The sequence below is a fragment of the Nocardia sp. IFM 10818 genome (genome assembly GCF_054655275.1).
This window is the reverse complement of the sequence record NZ_BAAHJH010000001.1, coordinates 2,332,114-2,353,661: the sequence shown is the minus strand read 5'-3', so window position 1 is coordinate 2,353,661 and position 21,548 is coordinate 2,332,114. Positions and strand designations below refer to the sequence as shown.

Sequence of the window (21,548 nt, the reverse complement as noted above, 5' to 3'; positions counted from 1 at the left end):
TCTCAGCGCGGGCTGTTCCAGCCTGACCTCTAGAGTTTCGACAGTAGTCGATCCCGCTCACCCACTGGCAGCTCCCTATGTTTCCGAATGTTGTTCTTCACAATATTCTGAGACAGTGAATAGTCGATCTCTAGGGATCGGAGGGTATATACATTAATCTCATCGATCTTCGTCGCAGCGATGTCCAACCCCAGCTCCCGCAACTCACGAGTCCGGCGTTCGGTGTGCACAGAGTCGGCTGTCACAATACGTAGAAGTTCCGCATCGACGGCCTCGCCAATCCTTTGATAGAGCAGCGCGAACAATTGTTCGTGGACATGCGAATTATACGGTACATTCAGAAATCTATCAGAAATCCTCTCCTTGTACTGCGTAGTAACGTGCGCCTGGACCTTGCCATGAAGCTCTCGAAACTTCGCTATCTCTTCATCCAGAATTTGAGTACGAATCAATACCTGCATCGAAGCCGCGAGCGCCCGCTTCGCGAATACGTATCCGTTCATAATCGCACGCGGATCCTCGTCGCTTTTTTCAAGCTGAGATAGCAGAGCTCGAACGGCAAATTCCGCGTCAGGCTTTCGCTGAAACCACTCCTGCTGTATTGCAACATTGTTAGCAGACATCAAATACTCCCCATCTAGTGTCCAATTCTCTGAACGGATTTATAACTCACTGATTTGCACAATATTCAGCATGCTGTGCCGCAAGCGCGCGCAGAATCGCCGCATACCGTCCACGCACCGCCTTATCAACCTCGGCGAACCACGGAGCAACCCAAAGCGATGACGGATTGGGCCATGAACCCAAAGGAAAGATTTCTGCCGGGATCCAGGATTGCGCCGGTGGATCCACCGACCGCACAACCGCCCGGACTGCAACCTCTGGTTCGCCGACCGTCGGCTCCCGCCTTCCAAGGTCGGCCGACATTCCGATCAGCCACCACTGCAGATTTCGCTGAGCATATATAGAGCACTGCGTGACCGTCTGCATAATTCCGAAATTCAAACCTACTGAACTGAGGGCGTCAGATAAGAGCGTGACAGAAGGCATCGTTGTCACGATCTCCTCCTCCGTCCTAAGCTCTTCATCGAGGGGGATAATGGTGACCGCACGATCGATCTCTTCAAAAGTCCCCTCGGCGAGATCTGCATTCAGAAACCTCTTGATTCCCTGATAGAAATCACCCGGAGTTTCGATACAAAGCGCGGCGTCTGAGCACTGACGCAGCTCATCGTATAGTCCGGGCCATGGCCTGGACTGTCCGTGAGAGCTGACACTGGCAGGCTCATACCAATCCTCTTTTGTATCTTGAGAAACAATCAGGACCCGTCGCGGCGAGCTCAGCTCCTTGGCCCGATCGAGCACTTCTGACCACATAAGGTAGTCTCCCGCAGCCAGGATCGATAAACCTTTGCCCGAGTCGGAGAATCCGGGCGGGATGCGATTTGGAAAGCGATACTCGATGGCATCAGATACACGACTTCGCACCAGATCAGGAGACGGCGGATCACCAATCCGATCGCCGTATATTTTCGCAATTCGAGCAAGCACAGGATCACCGACAGGAAGATTTTCAACCTTAATGTCTTGACCGAGTTGAATCTGCTCAATTTCAGCCCGAGCCTTCTTTCTCCAAACCGATACCTGATCTTCGGCATCTGCAAGGAGGTCAGCGCTAAACTTGGCGGCGCCTTGCTCATCGTGGGCGTATGTTCTGAGGAGGTTCTCGACGTACCGACTCACATTCGAGTACGCAGTCTTTATCTCCTGAAGCTTCCGGTCCAGCTCCGATTTTGCACCTTTCAAGGCTGCGGTCCTCGACTCAATCACCCGGCGGCGCCCTCGAACAAATTCCAGCCCGACTTGATGAGGCAACCACAACCGCTCCCCGATCAGTTCGAGTGCGTCAAGCACTTCATCGCGCGCTGTCGCCGTGTATTCATACAAGCTCAAAAGAACGTTCGTATCGAGAACGATGATCCCGTTGCCAATGTAGAACGGTTCGCGGACATCATCAGAAAGCACTCCAGGCGTGGTCAGCCAAGCCGAGTACTGCTGCATCATCGCTAGCTCATCGTCATTCATGGGACCCCATCCCTGTCAATCACCCGAGCTCGTTGATCTTGCTCCGATTTGCGTTGCCGGTCAAGAGGACTCGCATGTACGCATACTGATCCGAGACGCTCGGGAAGCACCATTCCTTCACACGTCGCCCAGCGGTCGCGTCAGGGGCAGGAACAGCCCCGGAGCAGCCACCGATGAGCAGCGAGCCTCTCGCCATTCCTGCCATCGGGCAAGGGAGTCTGAGGGGTTCGACTATCGCGATTGCAGTGGTGCGGGATTCGGCGGATGAGCCCGAGGCGCGGATTGGGACGCTCGTGTCGATGCCGGGTAGGCCTGGGACCTCTGGGTGGACGGAATCTTGCGTGGAGGACGTTTCCGAGGAGCTCGGAAGCGGTTCGCCAATGTGAGTTATCGATCCGCGGGGTTCAGCGGAGTCGTGCGGTGCGGTGTGATGCGGAACTAGTGGATTCCAGGCCGAATATGGTGCCGGATACCCAGGGAAATCTGGCCGACATGCATCGGTACGCATGGGATCTGGAGGCGAACTGCCGGTTGTACACCCGGCGGGCGCCGATAATCACCTCGATGCGGCGAGAGTAGCGGGTTCCGACAGGACAAGATCCGATCCTTCGAGTTGTTCAGGCGTGGGCTCGTCGAACCCGAGATCGTCACGTTCGACGAATTGCTGGCCCGCGCCGAATGGACCGTCGATTCGGCCACAAAGGATCCGCCCTCCTCGTCCTGAAACCTCATGGGTAGGTACGACACTGGTTACGTTGTCGATCGAACCGTGCCACCGGCGGATCCGTACTGTTCAGTGTAGCCATCATCCCTGAGGACCATGGAACCCTGAATCTTCCCGAAATCGTGGCAGCACCATGGCGTTCGGGGTCGGGCAGGGAGGAGAGTCGGAGTATGCAGTCGACGAAAATCAGTGGATCGCGGAGGCTGGCGCGCGTGGTTGTGGCCGGCGCGATCACCGTGGTGCCCTTGGCGGCGCTGGTGGTGCCTGCCGCAGCGGCGCCTTCGGCCTCGATCGGTCAGGTGCGATATGACGCCGCCAAAACCGATAAGCCCAAGTGCAAGTGGGTGGCGGACCTGAACTACGACTATTCCGATCGGAAGTGGGAGCACGAGTGGGTGTGGGTCTGCCCGGGTAAGCAGGACGACGACCGCGGGTATGAGAACAATCCCAATCGCTAGCGGCCGGGGCGGTTCTCGACAGCGGCGGTGACGCCGTCGAGGACCAGGTTCAGGCCGAAGGTGAAGTCCTCGTCCACTGGATCGGTGGACGAGGGCATGGCTTCGAAGATGCCGGAGGCGAAGAGGGCGGCGGCGTCGGGGAGTCGGGACGGGTCGACCAGGGTCGCTACGTCGGCGGTGTAGTTGCGGAGGGCCTGGGTCTCGTTCAGGTTGGCGGCGCGGCGGCTTTCTTCCAGTTGCCTGCCGGTGACGAAGGCTTGGCGGACGTAGCCGCCTACTACGGTGATTACGCCGATCTTCGCGGGCCAGTCCAGCGGTGTGGGACGCAGGGCGCGTAGGCCTGCGTCCATCCAGGCGATGGCGTTCGGGCCGCGTGGGGGGCCGCTTATGGGCAGGTGGGCCAGCCAGGGGTGGTGGCGGTAGACGGTGCTCACTGCCAAGGCCCATTCACGGAGGGCGGCACGCCATTCGGGATCCGCGGCGGCCGGTTCAGGGGGTGAGCCGAAGGCGGCGTCGGCCATGAGGTCGACGAGTTCGTCCTTGGAACCGATGTGGCGATACAGCGACATCGGGGTGACGCCGAGCGCTGTGGCGATCTTGGGCAGGGTCGCGCCAGCAGTCCCGTCACGGTCCGCGAGTTCTACGGCGGTGGCGACAATGCGGTCCACGTCGAGTTCGGCGCGGCGACCGAGCTTCGAACCGGTTGGCAGCCGCCAGAGACGGGCCAGATCGTCCGGAGCCTTGCTCTCCACGCTGCGTACCTCCTGGGAACAGCCCTGGTAATTGGGTCCGGATCAGATTAGCATATGCCTTATAGTATAAGAGATATACTTTTGAAAGGCGTTGTTATGGACACCCCAACCCTTCAGCGGGCGACTGGGCTCGCGGCCGTCATCGGGGCGGTTCTCACCCTCATCGAGTTGCCGTTGTACTTCGTCTACGGTGGTCCGCCGCCGGACTGGAATATCTTGACCCGCAGCCTGTTCGGGCTCTTGGGGCTGACGGCGCTGGTCGTGTTCATGACTGGATTCGGCACGCTGCTCAAACGCACGGATGCCCGCTTCGACTGGGTGGCGACACTGGCCATGGCGGCCGGATTGATGTGGGTGACAGTCGTTTTCGTGTCCATGAGCCTGGAGGTCGGCGCCGCGATCCAATCGCCGGGCGATATCGACACGACCATCACCGAGTCCGGGACCTACATCCTCTACGGCACCGTCTCGCGGCTGCTGGAGGCATTGTTCTTCTCCGCCTTCGGAATCGCGGTTCTGAAGACCCGCCTGCTACCGGGGTGGACCGGCAGATCGGCACTCGTCCTGGCGGTGATCCACCTGCTGTTCGTGCCGTCACTGTTCTTCGGGAACACCCCGGCCGACTTCTACGCCGCCAACGGCTGGGGCACCACCGCCACCATGGGCGGGATCACCATGTTGTGGCTGCTCGCCATCGGCGTCACCATGAGCCGACGACCCGCCCCGATCCACGCGTAACCCCCGGAATACGAAACGGCCCGGCACCCCCGAAAAGTGCCGGGCCGTTCCTGCGCGCAAAGCGCGTCGAGACTCAGGCGGTCTCGGTGATCGGGCGATCCACCCAGCTCATCAGGCCGCGCAGCTTGGCGCCGGTGACCTCGATGGGGTGCTCGGCATTGGCCTTGCGCAGACCCTCGAGCTCCTTGTTGCCGCCCTCGACATTGGCGACCAGGCGCTTGACGAAGGTGCCGTCCTGGATGTCGGCGAGGATGGCCTTCATGCGCTCCTTGGTGCCGGCGTCGATGACGCGCGGGCCCGACAGGTAGCCGCCGAACTCGGCGGTGTCGGAGACCGAGTAGTTCATGCGGGCGATGCCGCCCTCGTACATGAGGTCGACGATCAGCTTGAGCTCGTGCAGGACCTCGAAGTAGGCCATCTCGGGCGCGTAGCCGGCCTCGACCATGACCTCGAAACCGGTCTTGACCAGTTCCTCGGTGCCGCCGCACAGCACGGCCTGCTCGCCGAAGAGGTCGGTCTCGGTCTCTTCCTTGAAGGTGGTCTTGATGACGCCGGCGCGGGTGCCGCCGATGCCCTTGGCGTAGGACAGCGCCAGGGCCTGGCCCTCGCCCTTCGGGTCCTGGTCGATGGCGATCAGGGCCGGAACGCCCTTGCCGTCGACGAACTGGCGGCGGACCAGGTGGCCCGGGCCCTTCGGGGCGACCATGCCGATGGTGACGTTCGCCGGGGGCTTGATCAGGCCGAAGTGGATGTTCAGGCCGTGACCGAAGAACAGCGCGTCGCCGTCCTTCAGGTTGGGCTCGATGTCATTGGTGAAGATGGAGGCCTGCGCGGTGTCGGGCGCCAGCACCATGATCACGTCGGCCCAGGCGGAGACCTCGGCGGGGGTGCCGACGGTCAGACCGGCCTCTTCGGCCTTCGGGCGGGACTTGGAGCCCTCGGCGAGGCCGACGCGCACGTCGACGCCGGAGTCGCGCAGGCTCAGCGAGTGGGCGTGGCCCTGGCTGCCGTAGCCGATGACCGCGACCTTGCGGCCCTGGATGATCGACAGGTCAGCGTCGTCGTCGTAGAACATCTCGACTGCCACTTTTTGGTTCCCTTCTGGATATCTGATGACGTTGTAGTCCCGGCTACAGCATGCCGGGTGTTCGGGCGGTGGGTCGCGGTGCGACCCGGTTACTAGCGAGTCGCGGTGATGGACTTCGGACCGCGGCCCACCGCGACCACGCCCGACTGGACGATCTCGCGGATGCCGTAGGGCTCGAGCATGCGCAGCAGCGCGTCGAGCTTGGAGCGGGTGCCGGTGGCCTCGACGGTCAGCGCGTCCGGCGAGACGTCGATCACCTTGGCGCGGAACAGGTTCACGGCCTCGATGACCTGGGTGCGCACGCTGGCGTCGGCGCGCACCTTCACCAGGATGAGTTCGCGGGCCACCGAGCTGTCGGCGTCCTGCTCCACGATCTTGATGACATTGACCAGCTTGTTGAGCTGCTTGGTGACCTGCTCGAGCGGCAGATCCTCCACGGTCACGACGATTGTCATGCGCGAGATATCGGGAATCTCGGTGCCGCCGACGGCCAGCGACTCGATATTGAACCCGCGGCGGGAGAACAGCGACGCCACGCGCGCCAGCACGCCCGGCTTGTCCTCCACCAGCACGGAGAGGGTGTGGGTGGTGCTCATTCCTCATTCCCCTTCTGGGCTGTACCACTGGCGGCGGAGCCGGCGGAACGCTCATGCGACATGGCCTCGTGGATCACCGCGGGCTCCGACGCCGACTCGTCGTCGTCGAACAGCGGGCGAATGCCGCGGGCGGCCATGATCTCGTCATTGGAGGTGCCGGCGGCGACCATCGGCCACACCTGCGCGTCCTTGCCGACAATGAAGTCGATCACGACCGGCCGGTCGTTGATGGCCTGCGCCTCGCGGATCGCGGCCTCCACATCCTCTTCCTTCTCCACGCGAATGCCGTGGCAGCCCAGGGCTTCCGCCAGCTTCACGAAGTCCGGGATGCGCAGGGTGTGGGTGCCCAGGTCGGTATTGGAGTAGCGCTCCTCGTAGAAGAGGGTCTGCCACTGCCGCACCATGCCCAGGTTGCCGTTGTTGATGAGCGCGACCTTGATCGGCACGCCCTCCACGGCGCAGGTGGCCAGTTCCTGATTGGTCATCTGGAAGCAGCCGTCACCGTCGACCGCCCAGACCTCCTTGTCCGGTGCGCCCATCTTGGCGCCCATGGCGGCCGGAACCGCGTAGCCCATGGTGCCCAGACCACCGGAATTCAGCCAGGTGCGCGGCTTTTCGTACTTGATGAACTGCGCGGCCCACATCTGGTGCTGGCCGACGCCGGCGCAGTAGATGGCGTCCGGACCGGCGAGCTGGCCCAGCTTCTCGATGACGAATTCCGGCGACAACGAGCCGTCCTTGGGCGGGGTGTAGCCCAGCGGGTACGACTTGCGCACGCCCTCGAGGTAGGTCCACCAGTCGGTCAGCTCCAGCAGCGGCGCCTCGCCCGCGGCCGGATCGGCCTTGAGCGTGTCGATGAGCTCGGAGATGACCTCGCGGCAGTCGCCCACGATCGGCACGTCCGCGTGCCGGTTCTTGCCGATCTCGGCCGGGTCGATATCGGCGTGGATGACCTTGGCGCCGGGCGCGAAGGAGTCCAGCTGGCCGGTGACGCGGTCGTCGAACCGCGCGCCCAGGGTGATCAGCAGGTCCGAACGCTGCAGGGCCGCAACGGCGCCCACGGTGCCGTGCATGCCGGGCATGCCCATATTGAGGGTGTGCGAGTCCGGGAACGCGCCGCGCGCCATCAGGGTGGTGACCACCGGGATGCCGGTCAGCTCGGCCAGCTCCAGCAGCTCCCTGGAGGCGTCGGCCTTGATCACGCCGCCGCCGACGTAGAGCACCGGCGACTTGGCTTCCATGATCATCCGTGCGGCCTCGCGCACCTGCTTGCCGTGCGGCTTGGTGACCGGACGGTAGCCGGGCAGCCGCATCTCCGGCGGCCAGCTGAAGGTGGTCTGCGCCTGCAGCACATCCTTCGGGATGTCCACGAGCACCGCGCCCGGACGGCCGGTGGCCGCCAGGTGGAAGGCCTCGGCGATCATCCGCGGGATGTCCAGCGGGTCGGTGACCAGGAAGTTGTGCTTGGTGATCGGCATGGTGATGCCGGAGATATCGGCTTCCTGGAAGGCGTCGGTGCCGATCAGGCTGCGCCCGACCTGCCCGGTGATCGCCACCAGCGGCACCGAGTCCATCTGGGCGTCCGCGATCGGGGTGACCAGGTTGGTCGCGCCGGGACCGGAGGTCGCCATGCACACGCCGACCTTGCCGGTCGCCTGGGCGTAGCCGGTGGCCGCGTGACCCGCGCCCTGCTCGTGCCGGACCAGCACGTGGCGGACCTTGGTCGAGTCGAACAGCGGATCGTAGACGGGAAGAATCGCGCCGCCCGGAATACCGAATACCGTGTCCACCTCGAGCTCTTCGAGCGTGCGGACGACCGATTGCGCGCCGGTGACCCGCTCGGGCGGGACCTGGCGACGATTCGGAGTGCTGGCCGGGGCCGCGCTCGGCTGGGCAGCCGAGGGCGCGGGCCTGCGGGCCGAGGGCCCGGGTCGGGCGGTAGGTGCGCTCACCGTCTGGTTCCTTACTGCTTGTCGTTCGAGTCCATGGGACTTGCCTGAACACAAAAAAGCCCTCGACAGCCGGGGCTGTTCGAGGGTGGCGCGTCGCAGTTGCGAGCTGACGTAATAGACCTACAGTCGTCGGCTCAGCGCTGGACGCGCCGGCCGATTACGAGCAACTCGATTCGATTCACGCGCATGACGGTAAGCGTGCGTGAGTCGCTGAGTCAAACATCTGACCATGTGTGTCTCATTATGTGAGACAGAGCGGTTGTTCGGGTTCGTTCAACAGAATGCGAGGATGGGGGTGTGTCATCACCGCATCAGTCCGTGCCACCGGCTCGATCGTCCCACACGCCCGACTCTGGATCGGACACGGGTCGCGTGATCCGCCTCCCCAGACTCGCCCACCTCGGGGTCTTCCTGCTGCTGTTCTCGGTGGCTTTCCCCTTCTTCGGGGCGCCCAAGGTGCTCTGGGTGCTCTTCGCCATTCCGCTCGCCCTGGCCGTCTGGGTCGAACGCGTCCGGACCAAGGTCTCCGACTCCGGTATCGATGTGCGCTCCATGTTCGGATCGCGGCATATCGACTGGGCCGAGATCAAGGGTCTGCGCATCCCCAAGCGGGGCTGGCTGCGCCTGCATCTGGCCGACGAGTCGGATGTGACGCTGCCCGCGGTGGGCTACGACCGCCTCCGCGATCTGGTCGCAGCAAGCAATGGGCGAATTCCGGATCCGTTCATCGAACCGGAGGACGCCGACACCGAGGACGACGCCGAGAAATCCGGGCAGGAGCCCGGGAGTACCGTGGAATAGCTGCCGGATCACTTCCGGTGCAGTCGCTACCAGCCCCCGCGACGAAATTCGAGGACCAATGCCACCGCTTCGCTCACGCACCACCACCATCGGCCGCAATGCCGCCGGCGCCCGCGCGCTCTGGCGCGCCACCGGTATGACCGACTCCGACTTCGGGAAGCCGATCGTCGCCATCGCGAACTCCTATACCCAGTTCGTACCCGGCCACGTGCACCTGAAGAACGTCGGCGAGATCGTGGCCGATGCGGTACGGGCGGCCGGCGGCGTGCCGCGCGAGTTCCACACCATCGCGGTGGACGACGGCATCGCCATGGGTCACGGCGGCATGCTGTACTCGCTGCCCTCGCGCGAGATCATCGCCGACTCGGTGGAGTACATGGCCAATGCCCACACGGCGGACGCGCTGGTGTGCATCTCCAACTGCGACAAGATCACTCCCGGCATGCTGAACGCCGCCATGCGGCTGAACATCCCGGCCGTGTTCGTCTCCGGCGGCCCCATGGAGGCCGGTAAGGCCGTGGTCGTGGGCGGCGTCGCCCAGGCGCCCACCGACCTCATCACCGCCATCGCGGCCAGCGCCTCCAGCGCGGTCTCCGAGGAGGGCCTCGCCGAGGTCGAGCGCAGCGCCTGCCCGACCTGCGGTTCCTGCTCGGGCATGTTCACCGCCAACTCCATGAACTGCCTCACCGAGGCGCTGGGCCTGGCGCTGCCGGGCAATGGCTCCACCCTCGCCACGCACACGGCCCGCCGCGCGCTGTTCGAGAAGGCCGGCACCGTCATCGTGGATATCGCCACCCGCTGGTACCGCGACGACGACGCCTCGGTGCTGCCGCGAAACGTGGCCAACGAGAAGGCTTTCCGCAATGCCATGGCCCTCGATGTGGCCATGGGCGGCTCCACCAACACGGTGCTGCACACCCTGGCGGCCGCGCAGGAGGGTGAGATCGACTTCGATCTGGGCACCATCGACGAGATCTCGCGCCGGGTGCCCTGTCTGTCGAAGGTCTCCCCCAACTCCGACTACCATATGGAGGACGTGCACCGCGCCGGCGGCATTCCGGCCATCCTCGGCGAGCTGCGCCGCGGCGGGCTGCTGGAGACCGACGTGACCACAGTGCACACCGCATCCTTCGACGAGTGGCTCGACACCTGGGATATCCGCTCCGGCAAGGCTTCTCAGGAGGCCGTCGAGCTGTTCCACGCCGCGCCGGGCGGCGTGCGCACCACCGAGCCGTTCTCCACCGACAACCGCTGGTCCTCCCTGGACACCGATGCCGAGAAGGGCTGCATCCGCTCGGTCGAGCACGCGTACACCGTCGAGGGCGGGCTGTGCGTGCTGCGCGGCAATATCGCTCCGGACGGCGCCATCCTCAAGACCGCCGGCATCGACGAGGACCTGTTCACCTTCGAGGGCCCGGCCGTGGTGGTCGAATCCCAGGAGGAGGCGGTCTCGGTCATTCTCAACAAGCAGATCCAGCCCGGCGATGTGGTCGTGGTCCGCTACGAGGGTCCCGCGGGCGGTCCGGGCATGCAGGAGATGCTGCACCCCACCTCCTTCCTCAAGGGCGTCGGCCTGGGCAAGGTGTGCGCTCTCATTACCGACGGCCGCTTCTCCGGCGGCACGTCCGGCCTGTCCATCGGCCATATTTCGCCCGAGGCGGCCAGCGGCGGCACCATCGGCCTGATCGAGAACGGCGACCGCATTCGCATCGATGTGCACACGCGTGCTCTCGAATTGCTGGTCCCCGATTCGGTTCTCGCCGAGCGGCGCGCCAAAATGGATGCGTCGGAACGGCCTTGGCAGCCCGCGCATCGCGATCGCCCGGTCACCACCGCGCTGCGTGCCTACGCCGCGCTGGCGACCTCGGCGGACAAGGGTGCTGTGCGGCGGGTGCCGTAAGAAGAGAGCAGGGAATGACAATCGAATACATCGGCAAGGCCGACACGATGCTGGCCGAGTACACGGCGATGCTGGAGCGTAGCGACGCCCGCAACAGGCAGGCGAAGACCCTGCTCGCCGAAGCCGAGGAACTCGCCGCCGAGTCGCGGGAGCTGGAATCGCGGGAATTCATGGCCTCCGCACCGGAACTCGCGCAGATGAACGCGCACCGTGCGGCCTTGCAGGAACAGATCGACGCGAAGTCCTCCCAGGTGATGCGCCTGCACCAGGAGACCTACGACGAGTGGGAGCGATTCACCAACACGCAGTGGTGAATTCCGGCATCGACTGATCGGTGTGACGGACGAAGCGGCCCGGGTGATCTTCGGATCACCCGGGCCGCTTGGTGTTTCGCGCCGTCTAGAACGGGCCGATCCCGACCAGCGGATTGCCGCCGTGCAGGACGATGTAGGTCGCCACGGCCGCGGCGATGGCGGCCACCATGGCGGCGAAGGAGCCGATGAACGGCCGGGCCGACCACCCGCGATTGCGGTCGAAGGACAACCGCCCCGGACCGGTCAGGATGAGCGCCGCGGTAATGCCCACCAGGATGGAGTCGAGCTCCACGCCCGTCTCGGTCGCCGCGTTGTACTGGAACCCGGGCACCATGCCCTGCTTCCACATCCAGGCGTCCAGGATCACGGCCAGCAGCGCGCCCGCCGCCAGCGGCGTGGCCAGGCCCAGCACCACCAGGATGCCGCCGCCCAGCTCGCCCACGATGAGGAGGCTGGCGGCGACGCTGGGCTGATCCCAGCCGCCGTTCTCCATCATGTTCTTGGTGCCCTCCAGCCCCGGGCCATGGAACCAGCCGGTCAGCTTCTGCAGACCGTGGTAGATGAAGGTGCCGCCGATGACCAAGCGCAGCAACAGCAATCCCAGATCCAGGGTGCCGCGCCGGTCGTCGCGCCGCAGCGGCCGCGTGCTGGTGTCGGCGGGCGGCGCGGGCGCCGGGGGGATGGAGGCGAAGCCGTAGGTGGGCGCGGTGTCGGCGGGTGACGACGCGCCGGGAATCGAATTCTTCAGCTCCGAGTACAGCGGCACGTCGGGTTCCAGGCCCAGGTCCTCGTCGGTACGGGGCAGATCCTTGGTGAGCTCGGATTTGGCACCGGACGTGGTGAACTGCTCGGTCGGCGAATCGAAGGGGCTGCGCACCGGTTCACCCGGCCGCGGCGATCCGGGCGCGCTGCCCGGCGCTCCGGCGGACGGTTCGTTCGGCTTTTGTGTCACGCGGGCAACACTATGCGCCCGGAGCGTCCGACACACGGTGATAGGTGGGCGTGTCCACTGTCCAGTTCGCGCCGATAGGGCAGAACGGGCCGTCGTTCCGCGACCCCGTCCGCGCACGCGCGCCAGGTTTTCCGTAACGTCTGAGCCATGAGTTTGGTTGCCGCGAGCCGTATCGGGAGGGGCGCACGGAAGGTCGTGCTGGGTGTGACGCTCGGCGCCGTGCTGCTGTCCGGCTGCGCCCGGTTCGACGACAGCGCGTCGAGCCCGTTCACCACCGAGCCCTCCTGGCAGGACGCCGAACCGGAGACCAAGGATCCGCAGTCGCCGTCCACCTCGCCGCAGCGGCCGGAGGGGCCGTGCATCGATCCGGATCCGAATGTGGTGATCTCCTGCCTGGGCAGGACCGGCGGCATTGTCGCGCTCGGCGGCGGCGGGGCGATCGTGCTGGACCGCGACAGCCTGAAGGTGCTGACGCTGGCGCCGCCGGTGGGGCCCACCGAGGCGCCGCCGCCGCCGGAGAAGGAGCAGGAGATCGATCAGCCGATCGATGTCGGCACCGTGGACGGCGGGCTCATGGATATCGCGCTGTCGCCGTCGTTCTACGAGGACGGGCTGTACTACCTGTATGTCACCGGCCCCAGCGACAACCGGGTGATCCGGGTGTCGGAGGACGGGTCGGTGAAGCCGGTGCTCACCGGAATCCCCAAGGGGCAGACCGGGAATCGGGGGGCGATCGATTTCGCGGGCCAGGACCTGCTGGTGCTCACCGGTGACGCCGGCAATCCGGCGGCCTCCGGTGATCCGGGCTCGCTCGCGGGCAAGCTGCTGCGCGTGAAGGATCCGGTTCCGGGGCAACCGCCCAATCCCGAGGTGCTGATCTCCGGCATCGGAGTGGCCGGGGATGTGTGCGTGGGTCCCGAGGACATCTGGGTCACCGACCGCACCGCGGTGGAGGACCGGCTGCAGCGCGTCACCAAGGACGGCGCGGTGAGCACGGCCTGGTCGTGGACGGATCATCCCGGCGTGGCCGGGTGCGCGGCCGCCTCCGATGCCGTCGCCGTCTCCATGAGCACATCCAATGCGCTGGCCTTCGCGAAGATCGATCCGGCCACCAAGTCGATCACCGAGGCGCCCACGCTGACCGTGCAGAACAAGTACGGCCGCCTCAATGGCGCCACCATCGGCGCGGACGGCACCGTGTGGGTGGGCACGATCAACAAGGAGGCGCCGGGTGCGCCCGGGCCGTTCGACGATCGGGTCGTGCGCATTCCGCCGCCCTCGTCGGGCAACGGCAGCGGACCGGACTAGGCCCCGGTTCCGCATTTCCGAATGGTGGCGGCGTTATCGCAATACAATGTGATTGTTTCGCATCCCGTTCAATAGTTTGCCGAGTTCAACCCTCTCGGGAGGGGTAATGGCCGAAATGATCACTGCGAGAATCGCCGCCGCCTTCGCGGCCGTCATCATGCTCACCGGCGGGCTGCTCACCGCGGCCTCGGGCACCGCCGAAGCCTACGGTCCCTGGTCCTGTGCGCAGGGAAATCCCTTGCAGCCCACCGCGGAGCTGTTCGGCACCTGGAACCGCGACACCATCACCGATCCCGCCGACCCGCGCATGAACGACCCGCTCACCCAGTTCGAGATCGAGGTCAACCTCACCGCGGCCATGGAGCTGGGGCTCACCGTGCACTCGGAACCCATCGACGGCGTCTTCTGGTCGGAGGAGTCCGAGCAGATCACCTATGAGCCCGCCCGCCGCTTCGAACTGGCCTGCACCGGCCGCGACAATCTGTGCTGGATCGCCGACGACATCAAGGTGCGCTACAGCCAGGAGGCCGTGCTCGGCATCGAATTCCTGCCCGCCGATCACGAACGCGCCGACGGCTTCCTGGTCCGCGTCCCGGGCGTCGACCTAGCGCGCTTCCACGACGCCTTGCTGGCCGATCCGGTGGCACGAGATGTGCTGGGCGGCGGCTCGATCACCGAGGACGGCACCCTCATCCTGGTCGCCGACCGGGCCGATCTGGATGTGACGCGCTCCTTCGTCCAGGGTCTGGGCGCGCAGTGGGATCCGGATGCCGTGCGCTACGGGGATCGTCAGCTGGTCACCGGCTACTGCTTCCCAGGCGTCTATTTCTGAATGGTCACCGGTTACTGCTTCCCGGGCGGGTATTCGGGCGCGTATTTCTGAACGCGCGCAGGTCAACTGGGCCGGGTTCGTTCGAGCCTGGTCCAGCCGGTCCAGCCGCGCTCGCGCAATAACTCGATCAACCGGCGGGCCGGTGGTGCGGTCTCGAACACCAGCGCGTCCAGCAGTCCGGCCAGCGCGGGCGCGATATCGCCGCCCACATAGTCCTCACCCCGCTCGTCGGCCAGCCGGGTGAGGTAGGCGGCCGTCGTATCGGCCAGCTCGATCAGCATGGGGTCGCTATCGGTCCGGTCCAGGGCGCGCCCCAGGGTGAGAAAGAAGTCCAGCAGTGGGCCCGGGAGCTGTGCGCGCTTGTGCGCCATCAACTCCGGGATGCGCTCGGGGGTGTGCGCGGTCACCGGGATCCAGCCGTCGCGTTCGACCCGCACGATCCGCTCGTCGACGCCGAGGGCCCGCATCCGGTCGAGGAACTCGACGACCTCCGGCGGCAGGGCCAGACTGTCGCCCGCGGCCAGGCGGGCGATCCGTTCGCGGTGCCGCTCCCGCTGCCGGATCTCCGCTTGCAGCCGCTCATCGATCTCCGCGACGGCCGCGGCGAACTCCTCCGGGCCTGCCTGGAGCAGTTCCCGCACCCGAGCCAGCGGAACCCCGGCCTCGGCGAGGGCCCGGATCCTGATCAGTTCGACCACGGCGGCGGCGTCGTACCGGCGATAGCCGGAGTGATCCCGTTCCGGTTCCGGCAGTAGTCCTTTGGCGTGATAGTGCCGCACCGCGCGCACCGTCACCCCGGCATAGGACGCCAGCTCGCCGATGGTCAGCATGCGGCCAGTCTGCCCGCGATCTCGCGGGCATGGGTGACGACCAGCGCGTGCGTTGCCTCGAGCCAGGTGACCGAGATCTGCGGCAGCTCGCGGACGAGCCGTTCTATGCCCGCCCGCCAGTTCCGATTGCGTTGCGGTGTGCGGCCTTCGGTGCTGTGCCCGGCCATCGCGGCCGACATGATCATCGTGATCGGGCAGTCGATGGCGCGGAAGCGATCGAGGGTCTGCTCCGTGCGGATCACATCGAGTTCGAGGTTCAGGTCGAGAATCTGCCGTCCAGTCAGCAGTACCTGACGCGGAGTACCTTTCAAGGTCTCCTGCCATGTCGCCAGGTTCTCCCACAACTCCCGGAATTCCGGCAGGTCGGCCTCGGTGATGAACGGTTCGGGAATCGGGTTCGCGCCGTCGATGAGCACGAGTTCGGCGGCGACGCCGGGAAATTCGGCGGCGTAATGCACGATCAGGTCCGCGCCGTACGAGTGGCCCGCGAGCACGGGCGGCGCGGGCGGATCGAGCTGTTGGAACGCCGCCATCACGGCGGCGAAGTCACCGGCGAACGCCTCGAAGGTGTAGCCGTCGGCGGCCGAGGAGCAGCCGTGACCTCGCAGGTCGAAGGTGATCACATGGTGATCGCGCCGCAAGAGTCCGGCCAGCTCGTGCAGTTCGGCCTGGCTCGAGGTCAGCCCGGGGCACAGCACCAGCGGTCGTCCGCGGCCGCCGTGCGAGACAGGAATGGTGACGCCGTCGTGGTGGACCGTGAAGTGCTGGAGTGCATCGGCTTTCGCAGTCATGCCGCTCATGCTGCGAGGTTGACCCTGCGTCAGGGTCAACCTCACCGCTGCGGCTGAGGGGGAACGGGGGCTAAGCCCCCGAAACCCCCTTAGCTGCGCCCGAGGCAGGAGCGCGGCCCACGCCCCCTTGGTACGCCCGAGGCAGAAGCGGGGCCCAGACCCCCGAAACCCTTACTTACCCTTCGACGCCGCAGGCGGCCAGCACGAGCTCGCGGACGCGGGCCGCGTCGGCCTGGCCGCGGGTGGCCTTCATGACGTCGCCGACGATCTTGCCTGCCGCCTGGACCTTGCCGGAGCGGATCTTGTCGGCGATGTCCGGGTTGGCGGCGAGGGCCTTGTCGACCTCGGCCTGGAGGGCGGAGTCGTCGGAGACCATGCCGAGGCCCTTGGATTCGACGATCTGGGCCGGGTCGCCTTCGCCGGCGAGGACGAAGTCGACGACCTGCTTGGCGACCTTGTTGTTGATGGTCTTGGCCTCGACCAGCGCGGCCACCTCGGCGACCTGCTTGGGCGTAATGGGCAGGTCCTCGATGGAAACCTCGCGCTCCTTGGCCTTTTCGGTCAGGGAGTTGACCCACCAGGCGCGGGCGGCCTCGACCGAGGCGCCGGCGTCGACGGTGGCGATGATGAGGTCCAGCGCCCCGGCGTTCACCAGATCGCGGAAGACCTCGTCGGACAGGCCCCACTCCGCCTGGATGCGGGCGCGGCGCAGCCACGGGTACTCCGGGATGGTGCCGCGCAGCTCCTCGACCCACGCCGCATCGGGCGCGATGGGCTCGAGGTCGGGCTCCGGGAAGTAGCGGTAGTCCTCGGCGGTCTCCTTGACGCGGCCGGCGGAGGTGGAGCCGTCGGTCTCGTGGAAGTGGCGGGTCTCCTGGATGATGGTGCCGCCCCCGGCCAGCACGGCGGCCTGGCGGCGCATCTCGAAGCGCACCGCGACCTCGACGCTCTTGAGCGAGTTCACGTTCTTGGTCTCGGTGCGGGTGCCGAATTCCTTGGCGCCGAGGGGCATCAGCGAGACATTGGCGTCGCAGCGCAGCGAGCCCTGCTCCATCTTCACGTCCGACACGTTCAGCGACTTGAGCACCTCGCGCAGCGCGGTCACATAGGCGCGCGCCACTTCGGGGGCCCGCTCCCCCGCACCAGTGATCGGCTTGGTGACGATCTCGATGAGCGGCACGCCGGCGCGGTTGTAGTCCAGCAGCGAGTGCGAGGCGCCGTGAATGCGGCCGGTGGAGCCGCCGACGTGCAGCGACTTGCCGGTGTCCTCCTCCATGTGCGCGCGCTCGATATCGACGCGGAAGGTGGAGCCGTCATCGAGCACCACATCGAGGTAGCCGTTGGTCGCGATGGGCTCGTCGTACTGGCTGATCTGGTAGTTCTTCGGCTGGTCCGGGTAGAAGTAGTTCTTCCGCGCGAACCGGCCCCACGGGGTGATGGAGCAGTTCAGCGCCAGGCCGATGCGGATCGCCGACTCCACGGCCTTCTCGTTCACCACCGGCAGCGAGCCCGGCAGACCCAGGCAGACCGGGCACACCTGGGTATTGGGCTCGGCGCCGAACTCGGTCGGGCATCCGCAGAACATCTTGGTGGCGGTGCCCAGCTCGACATGGACTTCCATACCGAGCACCGGCTCGTACCGTGCAATGACGTCGGAGTAGTCCATCAACTCGACCGTGGCTGCGCTCATGCGGACCATCCTATGAAATGCGGCCCGCATGAGGCGCAGCAGTGTCAGTCGGCGGCAATGGCCTCCACGATCGGCAGCCGCGCCGCCCGCACCGCGGGCGGGATGGAGCCGAGCAGCGCCAGCACCAATGCGATGACGGCGTACACCAGCAGCAGCGGGCTGGGCTGGTAGGCGACGTCGACCGAGACGGTATTGGTCATGGCGATGGTGACCAGATAGTGCACGGCCGCGCCGATGGCCAGCCCGAGCCCCGCGCCCACCGCACCGATGCCGGCGGCCTCGGCCAGCACCGCGCGCAGCAGGAACCGGCGGCTGGTGCCCATGGCGCGCAGTACGCCGAGTTCGCGGCGTCGTTCCAGGACCGACAGCATGAGCGTATTGAGCAGCGCGACGGTGGCCACCAGCACCACGATCCAGAGGATGGAGGAGCTGAGCGAGGTGCCCTGCCGCAGGCTCGAGGAGATGGCGGCCACCGAGTCGGCGCCGGATTCCACGTGCAGCTCGGCGGGCACCACGTCCCGAATGGCGGCCTGCACCTGCGCCGGATCCGCGCCGGGCAGGAAGTCCACGCCGAGAATGGTTTCCCCGGGCCGCTGGTACCACTGCCGCAGAATCTCCAGATCCATCAGCACCACGCCCGCGATGGCGGAGAAGTACGGGACGACGTCCAGCACCTCCACCCGGTGGATGCCGGTGGCGGTGGGCAGCTCGAGCATCGAGCCCTTGCTCACATCCAATGACCGTGCCACGTCCCGGGATACGACCACGCCCTCGCCGAGCGCCATGCGGCGGAACACCTCCGCGCTCAGGCCGTCGGTGACGGTGCTGCGCCCCTGGCCCTGCTCGTAGGCCTGCAGCATGACCCGGCCGCCGCCCAGGGTGGCGAAGGCCATCTGCGCCGAGCCCACACCCTCGACGCCCGGGACGGCGCTGACCTTGGCCTTCAGTTCGGCGGGCAGGATCGGCCCGGTGGGGAACTCCTGCATGGAGTTGGGGCTGATGAACACGTCGGTGACGCCCAGGCCCTCGAAGGTCTCGCCCGCCGAATCGACCATATTGCGGGTGGCATTGCCGATGGCCACCACGGCGGTGACGCCGATCATGACCGTCATGGCCGTGGCCCACACCCGCCGCGGCGCGCGTTCCACCGCGGTCGCGCCCAGCGCGCCGGGCGCGCCGAAGAGCCGGGCGACCGCCGCGGTGGCGCGCACGATCGGCCCGGTGGCGGCGAAGCAGAACATGACCGCGCCGCCGATGGACAGCGCGCTGGCGGTCATGGACAGCCGGCCGAAATCGCCGTTGGCCATGAAGATTCCGGCCCCGACCAGCACCACGCCCAGCACCACCGCGCCCCAGCGCAGCATCGGGTTCGCCTTGTCCGCCGTGGACACGCCCACCGGAACGAGCGCCTCGATGGGCTCCACCTTGTACACCTGGCGGGCCGCGATGGCGGCGGCGGCGACACTGGCCGCCACGCAGGCCGCGATGGCGACGGGTATGGCGTAGGCGGGCACCATGTATTCGGTGCGCGCCTCCACGGCGTTCAGCATGGCCGCGGGCAGCCGGTCGATGGCGCCGCGGCCCATGAGCACGCCGATCAGCGAGCCGATCACGCCGCCGAGCAGGCCGAGCAGCGCCGCCTCCACGATCAGGTCCCGCACCATGGGCGCGCGGCGGCCGCCGATGGCGCGCAGCAGCGACAGCACCGGACGGCGTTGTGCCACCGCCATGCTCATGGCGTTGTAGATGAGGAACCCGGACACGATGAGCGCCGCGGCCGAGGAGGCGAGTGTCGAGTAGCGCACCAGCTGCACGGTGCCGCCCGCCTGCGCCGCCCGCAGTCCCGGATCCGCGACGACGGCGCGACCGGCCACCGCCTCGGTGAGCGCCGAGCGCAGTTGTGCCACATCGGCATTCGCGGCGGGAATGATCTGGATGGAATCCAGCCGGCCGGCCCGCTCGGTGATCTTCTGCGCCACCGGCAGCATCGTGATCACGATGTGCCCGCCGTTGAGCTGTTGCGAGGTCTCGTCGTCGAGTACGCCCGCGACTGTCGCGGTGACCGCGCCGAACTGGAGCTTCTCACCTTCGGCGAGCCCCATGCCCGCGCCCACCAGAACGCCGTTGGACACGGTCAGCAGCTTGCTCGCCTGATCTCGCAGTGGTCCGTCCAGATCGCTGCCGAGTTCGGAGACGCTGGCGTCGGCCCCGATGAGCAGGGCCCGGTTGTCGTCGGCGCCGATGGACTGCCGCAGCATGGGAACGGCCGTCTGCACCCCGGCGGTGCTCCGGACCTGTTGCAGCAGTTGCTGATCGAAGCCCGCATCGGTGATGCCGCTGATCTCCAGCGCGGCATTGCCGCCCAGGCTGCGGGTGAGCTTGTCCACCGAGCCGGTAATGGATCCGGAGATGCTGAACACCGAGACCAGCAGTCCCGCGGAGATTCCCATGACCACCATGGACATGGTGGTGCGGCCGCGGTGGGCGAGGAGCTCACCGATATTGAACAGCCGCAGTCGATCCCAGACCGCGCGAATCATGCGCGCACCGCCCCGGCATCATCGGACGCGGCCCCGGCGTCATCGGAGGCGGCGTCATCGGAAGCGGCTCCGTCGGCGTCGGTCCCGCCGAAATCGGTGGCCTTGCGGAACGCCTCCGGAATGGCGCGCACCTTGCCGTCATCGCCGCGCTCCACCCGCTCGGTGGAACCGATGCGGCCGTCGCGCAGGGTGATGACCCGGTCGCAGTAGCGCACCGCGCCCATATCGTGGGTCACCATCACCACGGAATTGCCCTGCTTGGTGATGTCGCCGAGCAGTTCCAGAATCGACGCGCCGGTCTTGGAGTCCAGGTTGCCCGTGGGCTCGTCGGCCAGGATGAGCGGCGGGTCCATAATTAGCGCCCGCGCCACCGCGACCCGCTGCATCTGCCCGCCGGACAGCTCCGCCGGCCGGTGCTCGGCGCGATCGGCCAGACCGACCAGCTCGAGCAGCTCCAGGGCGCGCGGCTTGGCCTTGCGCAATCCGGTGCCGTCCAGCAACTTCGGAATCGCCACGTTCTCCCATGCCGACAGGGTGGGCAGCAGGTTGAAGAACTGGAAGATGAAACCGACCTGATGTCGCCGGAACTCGGACTGCCGATCGTCGTCGAGGTCGCCGATCTCCTTGTCCTGGAATCGGATCGACCCGGAACCCGGAGTGTCCAGCGCGCCCAGCAGATGCAGCAGCGTGCTCTTGCCCGAGCCGGACGGCCCGATAATGGCGGTGAACTCGCCCGCCTCGATGCGCAGGCTGATGCCGTCCAGCGCGCGGACGGTCTGTTCCCCCACCCGGTATTCCTTGACGACGTCGGTCAGTTCCAGCATGGTGATTTCCCCTCGTTGATCGGCCGGCTGCCGGATGGCTCAGCTGGCCAGCGCCCGCGGTCGCGGGCTGCGGTAGAGACGATCGGTGTCGTAGGCGTCCAGGATCGCGCGCAGCGCGGGCTGTTCGGCGGCGAGTTCGTTGTGCACCTCGACCACCGATTTGCCTTGCGCCAGTGCGTGTTCCAGTTTCACGACGAGATGGTTCTCCCAGCGGTGCCGCAGTGCGAGCAGCACGCCGTCGGGTCCGCCGAAGAGCCGGTCGAGGCCCGGCAGGTCGTCGAACAGGGTGGGATCGAACGGATCCCGGGCCGCCCGGTCGAGGACGGCGTGCAGGATGTCGGTGCGTGCGTGCAGGTCTGCCCAGGACATGGCCC

The 21,548-nt window shown here is 66.4% G+C and carries 20 protein-coding genes; 7 read left to right on the top strand and 13 right to left on the bottom strand.

All coding sequences use genetic code 11. The features are described 5' to 3' along the window. Positions 1–29: 29 nt before the first annotated feature. Positions 30–623 (bottom strand): hypothetical protein, encoded by a 594-nt coding sequence (locus ACYQ5L_RS10600; RefSeq protein ID WP_459957192.1) that lies wholly within the window; start codon positions 621–623, stop codon positions 30–32. Positions 624–669: 46 nt separating this feature from the next. Continuing rightward, positions 670–2,085 (bottom strand): PIN-like domain-containing protein, encoded by a 1,416-nt coding sequence (locus tag ACYQ5L_RS10595; RefSeq protein ID WP_459957191.1) that lies wholly within the window; start codon positions 2,083–2,085, stop codon positions 670–672. An 894-nt stretch (positions 2,086–2,979) separates the two neighbouring features. Between ACYQ5L_RS10595 and ACYQ5L_RS10590 the strand changes: the two genes are divergently transcribed. After that, positions 2,980–3,267: a hypothetical protein gene (locus ACYQ5L_RS10590; protein WP_459957190.1), complete on the top strand. Its 288-nt coding sequence runs from the start codon at positions 2,980–2,982 to the stop codon at positions 3,265–3,267. Here ACYQ5L_RS10590 and ACYQ5L_RS10585 read toward each other — a convergent pair. Next, positions 3,264–4,019 carry a TetR/AcrR family transcriptional regulator gene (locus tag ACYQ5L_RS10585; RefSeq protein WP_459957189.1) on the bottom strand — a complete coding sequence of 252 codons (756 nt, stop codon included), beginning with the start codon at positions 4,017–4,019 and terminating at the stop codon, positions 3,264–3,266. The genes ACYQ5L_RS10590 and ACYQ5L_RS10585 overlap by 4 nt on opposite strands. Before the next feature lie 96 nt (positions 4,020–4,115). Between ACYQ5L_RS10585 and ACYQ5L_RS10580 the strand changes: the two genes are divergently transcribed. Beyond that, on the top strand, positions 4,116–4,757 hold the full coding sequence (locus ACYQ5L_RS10580; protein ID WP_459957188.1) for a hypothetical protein: 642 nt from the start codon (positions 4,116–4,118) through the stop codon (positions 4,755–4,757). A gap of 73 nt (positions 4,758–4,830) precedes the next feature. Here the strand turns inward: ACYQ5L_RS10580 and ilvC are convergent, their stop codons facing one another. From ilvC to ACYQ5L_RS10565, 3 genes are all read right to left on the bottom strand, one after another. Beyond that, a complete protein-coding gene (gene ilvC, locus ACYQ5L_RS10575; RefSeq protein ID WP_379200571.1) occupies positions 4,831–5,832 on the bottom strand; it encodes a ketol-acid reductoisomerase in 1,002 nt (333 codons plus the stop codon). A gap of 104 nt (positions 5,833–5,936) precedes the next feature. Further along, complete coding sequence (gene ilvN / locus ACYQ5L_RS10570) at positions 5,937–6,440, bottom strand: acetolactate synthase small subunit (RefSeq protein ID WP_379200395.1); 504 nt, start codon at positions 6,438–6,440, stop codon at positions 5,937–5,939. Continuing rightward, the gene (locus ACYQ5L_RS10565; RefSeq protein WP_459957187.1) at positions 6,437–8,392 is read right to left on the bottom strand and encodes an acetolactate synthase large subunit; all 1,956 of its coding nucleotides are present in this window, start codon (positions 8,390–8,392) and stop codon (positions 6,437–6,439) included. Before ACYQ5L_RS10565 ends, ilvN begins: the two co-directional genes overlap by 4 nt. A gap of 372 nt (positions 8,393–8,764) precedes the next feature. On the opposite strand from ACYQ5L_RS10565, the gene ACYQ5L_RS10560 reads away from it, so the two are divergent. The 3 genes from ACYQ5L_RS10560 to ACYQ5L_RS10550 are packed head-to-tail and all read left to right on the top strand — an operon-like array spanning position 8,765 to position 11,407. After that, complete coding sequence (locus ACYQ5L_RS10560; RefSeq protein ID WP_459957186.1) at positions 8,765–9,193, top strand: PH domain-containing protein; 429 nt, start codon at positions 8,765–8,767, stop codon at positions 9,191–9,193. A 58-nt stretch (positions 9,194–9,251) separates the two neighbouring features. After that, positions 9,252–11,093 (top strand): dihydroxy-acid dehydratase, encoded by a 1,842-nt coding sequence (ilvD, locus tag ACYQ5L_RS10555; protein WP_459957185.1) that lies wholly within the window; start codon positions 9,252–9,254, stop codon positions 11,091–11,093. 14 nt (positions 11,094–11,107) lie between these two features. After that, positions 11,108–11,407 (top strand): hypothetical protein, encoded by a 300-nt coding sequence (locus ACYQ5L_RS10550; protein WP_459957184.1) that lies wholly within the window; start codon positions 11,108–11,110, stop codon positions 11,405–11,407. Positions 11,408–11,492: 85 nt separating this feature from the next. Here ACYQ5L_RS10550 and ACYQ5L_RS10545 read toward each other — a convergent pair whose 3' ends face one another. Then, entirely contained in the window at positions 11,493–12,359 is an 867-nt protein-coding gene (locus ACYQ5L_RS10545; protein WP_459957183.1) for a DoxX family protein, read from the bottom strand. Between the two features lie 147 nt (positions 12,360–12,506). Here ACYQ5L_RS10545 and ACYQ5L_RS10540 point away from each other — a divergent pair, with 147 nt between their 5' ends. Together ACYQ5L_RS10540 and ACYQ5L_RS10535 are read left to right on the top strand one after the other, a co-directional pair. Further along, positions 12,507–13,667: a PQQ-dependent sugar dehydrogenase gene (locus tag ACYQ5L_RS10540; RefSeq protein WP_459957182.1), complete on the top strand. Its 1,161-nt coding sequence runs from the start codon at positions 12,507–12,509 to the stop codon at positions 13,665–13,667. Positions 13,668–13,782: 115 nt separating this feature from the next. Continuing rightward, a complete protein-coding gene (locus ACYQ5L_RS10535) occupies positions 13,783–14,499 on the top strand; it encodes a hypothetical protein (RefSeq protein WP_459957181.1) in 717 nt (238 codons plus the stop codon). Between the two features lie 62 nt (positions 14,500–14,561). Here the strand turns inward: ACYQ5L_RS10535 and ACYQ5L_RS10530 are convergent, their stop codons facing one another. The 6 genes from ACYQ5L_RS10530 to ACYQ5L_RS10505 form a co-directional block, all read right to left on the bottom strand. Further along, positions 14,562–15,329 carry a MerR family transcriptional regulator gene (locus ACYQ5L_RS10530; RefSeq protein ID WP_459957180.1) on the bottom strand — a complete coding sequence of 256 codons (768 nt, stop codon included), beginning with the start codon at positions 15,327–15,329 and terminating at the stop codon, positions 14,562–14,564. Next, entirely contained in the window at positions 15,323–16,120 is a 798-nt protein-coding gene (locus tag ACYQ5L_RS10525; RefSeq protein ID WP_459957179.1) for an alpha/beta fold hydrolase, read from the bottom strand. Before ACYQ5L_RS10525 ends, ACYQ5L_RS10530 begins: the two co-directional genes overlap by 7 nt. Positions 16,121–16,295: 175 nt before the next feature. After that, the gene (gene gatB, locus ACYQ5L_RS10520) at positions 16,296–17,810 is read right to left on the bottom strand and encodes an Asp-tRNA(Asn)/Glu-tRNA(Gln) amidotransferase subunit GatB (protein WP_459957178.1); all 1,515 of its coding nucleotides are present in this window, start codon (positions 17,808–17,810) and stop codon (positions 16,296–16,298) included. A 44-nt stretch (positions 17,811–17,854) separates the two neighbouring features. Next, entirely contained in the window at positions 17,855–20,350 is a 2,496-nt protein-coding gene (locus ACYQ5L_RS10515) for an ABC transporter permease (RefSeq protein WP_459957177.1), read from the bottom strand. Beyond that, complete coding sequence (locus ACYQ5L_RS10510) at positions 20,347–21,174, bottom strand: ABC transporter ATP-binding protein (protein ID WP_459957176.1); 828 nt, start codon at positions 21,172–21,174, stop codon at positions 20,347–20,349. Before ACYQ5L_RS10510 ends, ACYQ5L_RS10515 begins: the two co-directional genes overlap by 4 nt. A 39-nt stretch (positions 21,175–21,213) precedes the next feature. Then, complete coding sequence (locus ACYQ5L_RS10505) at positions 21,214–21,543, bottom strand: hypothetical protein (RefSeq protein WP_459957175.1); 330 nt, start codon at positions 21,541–21,543, stop codon at positions 21,214–21,216. Between the last annotated feature and the right edge of the window lie 5 nt (positions 21,544–21,548).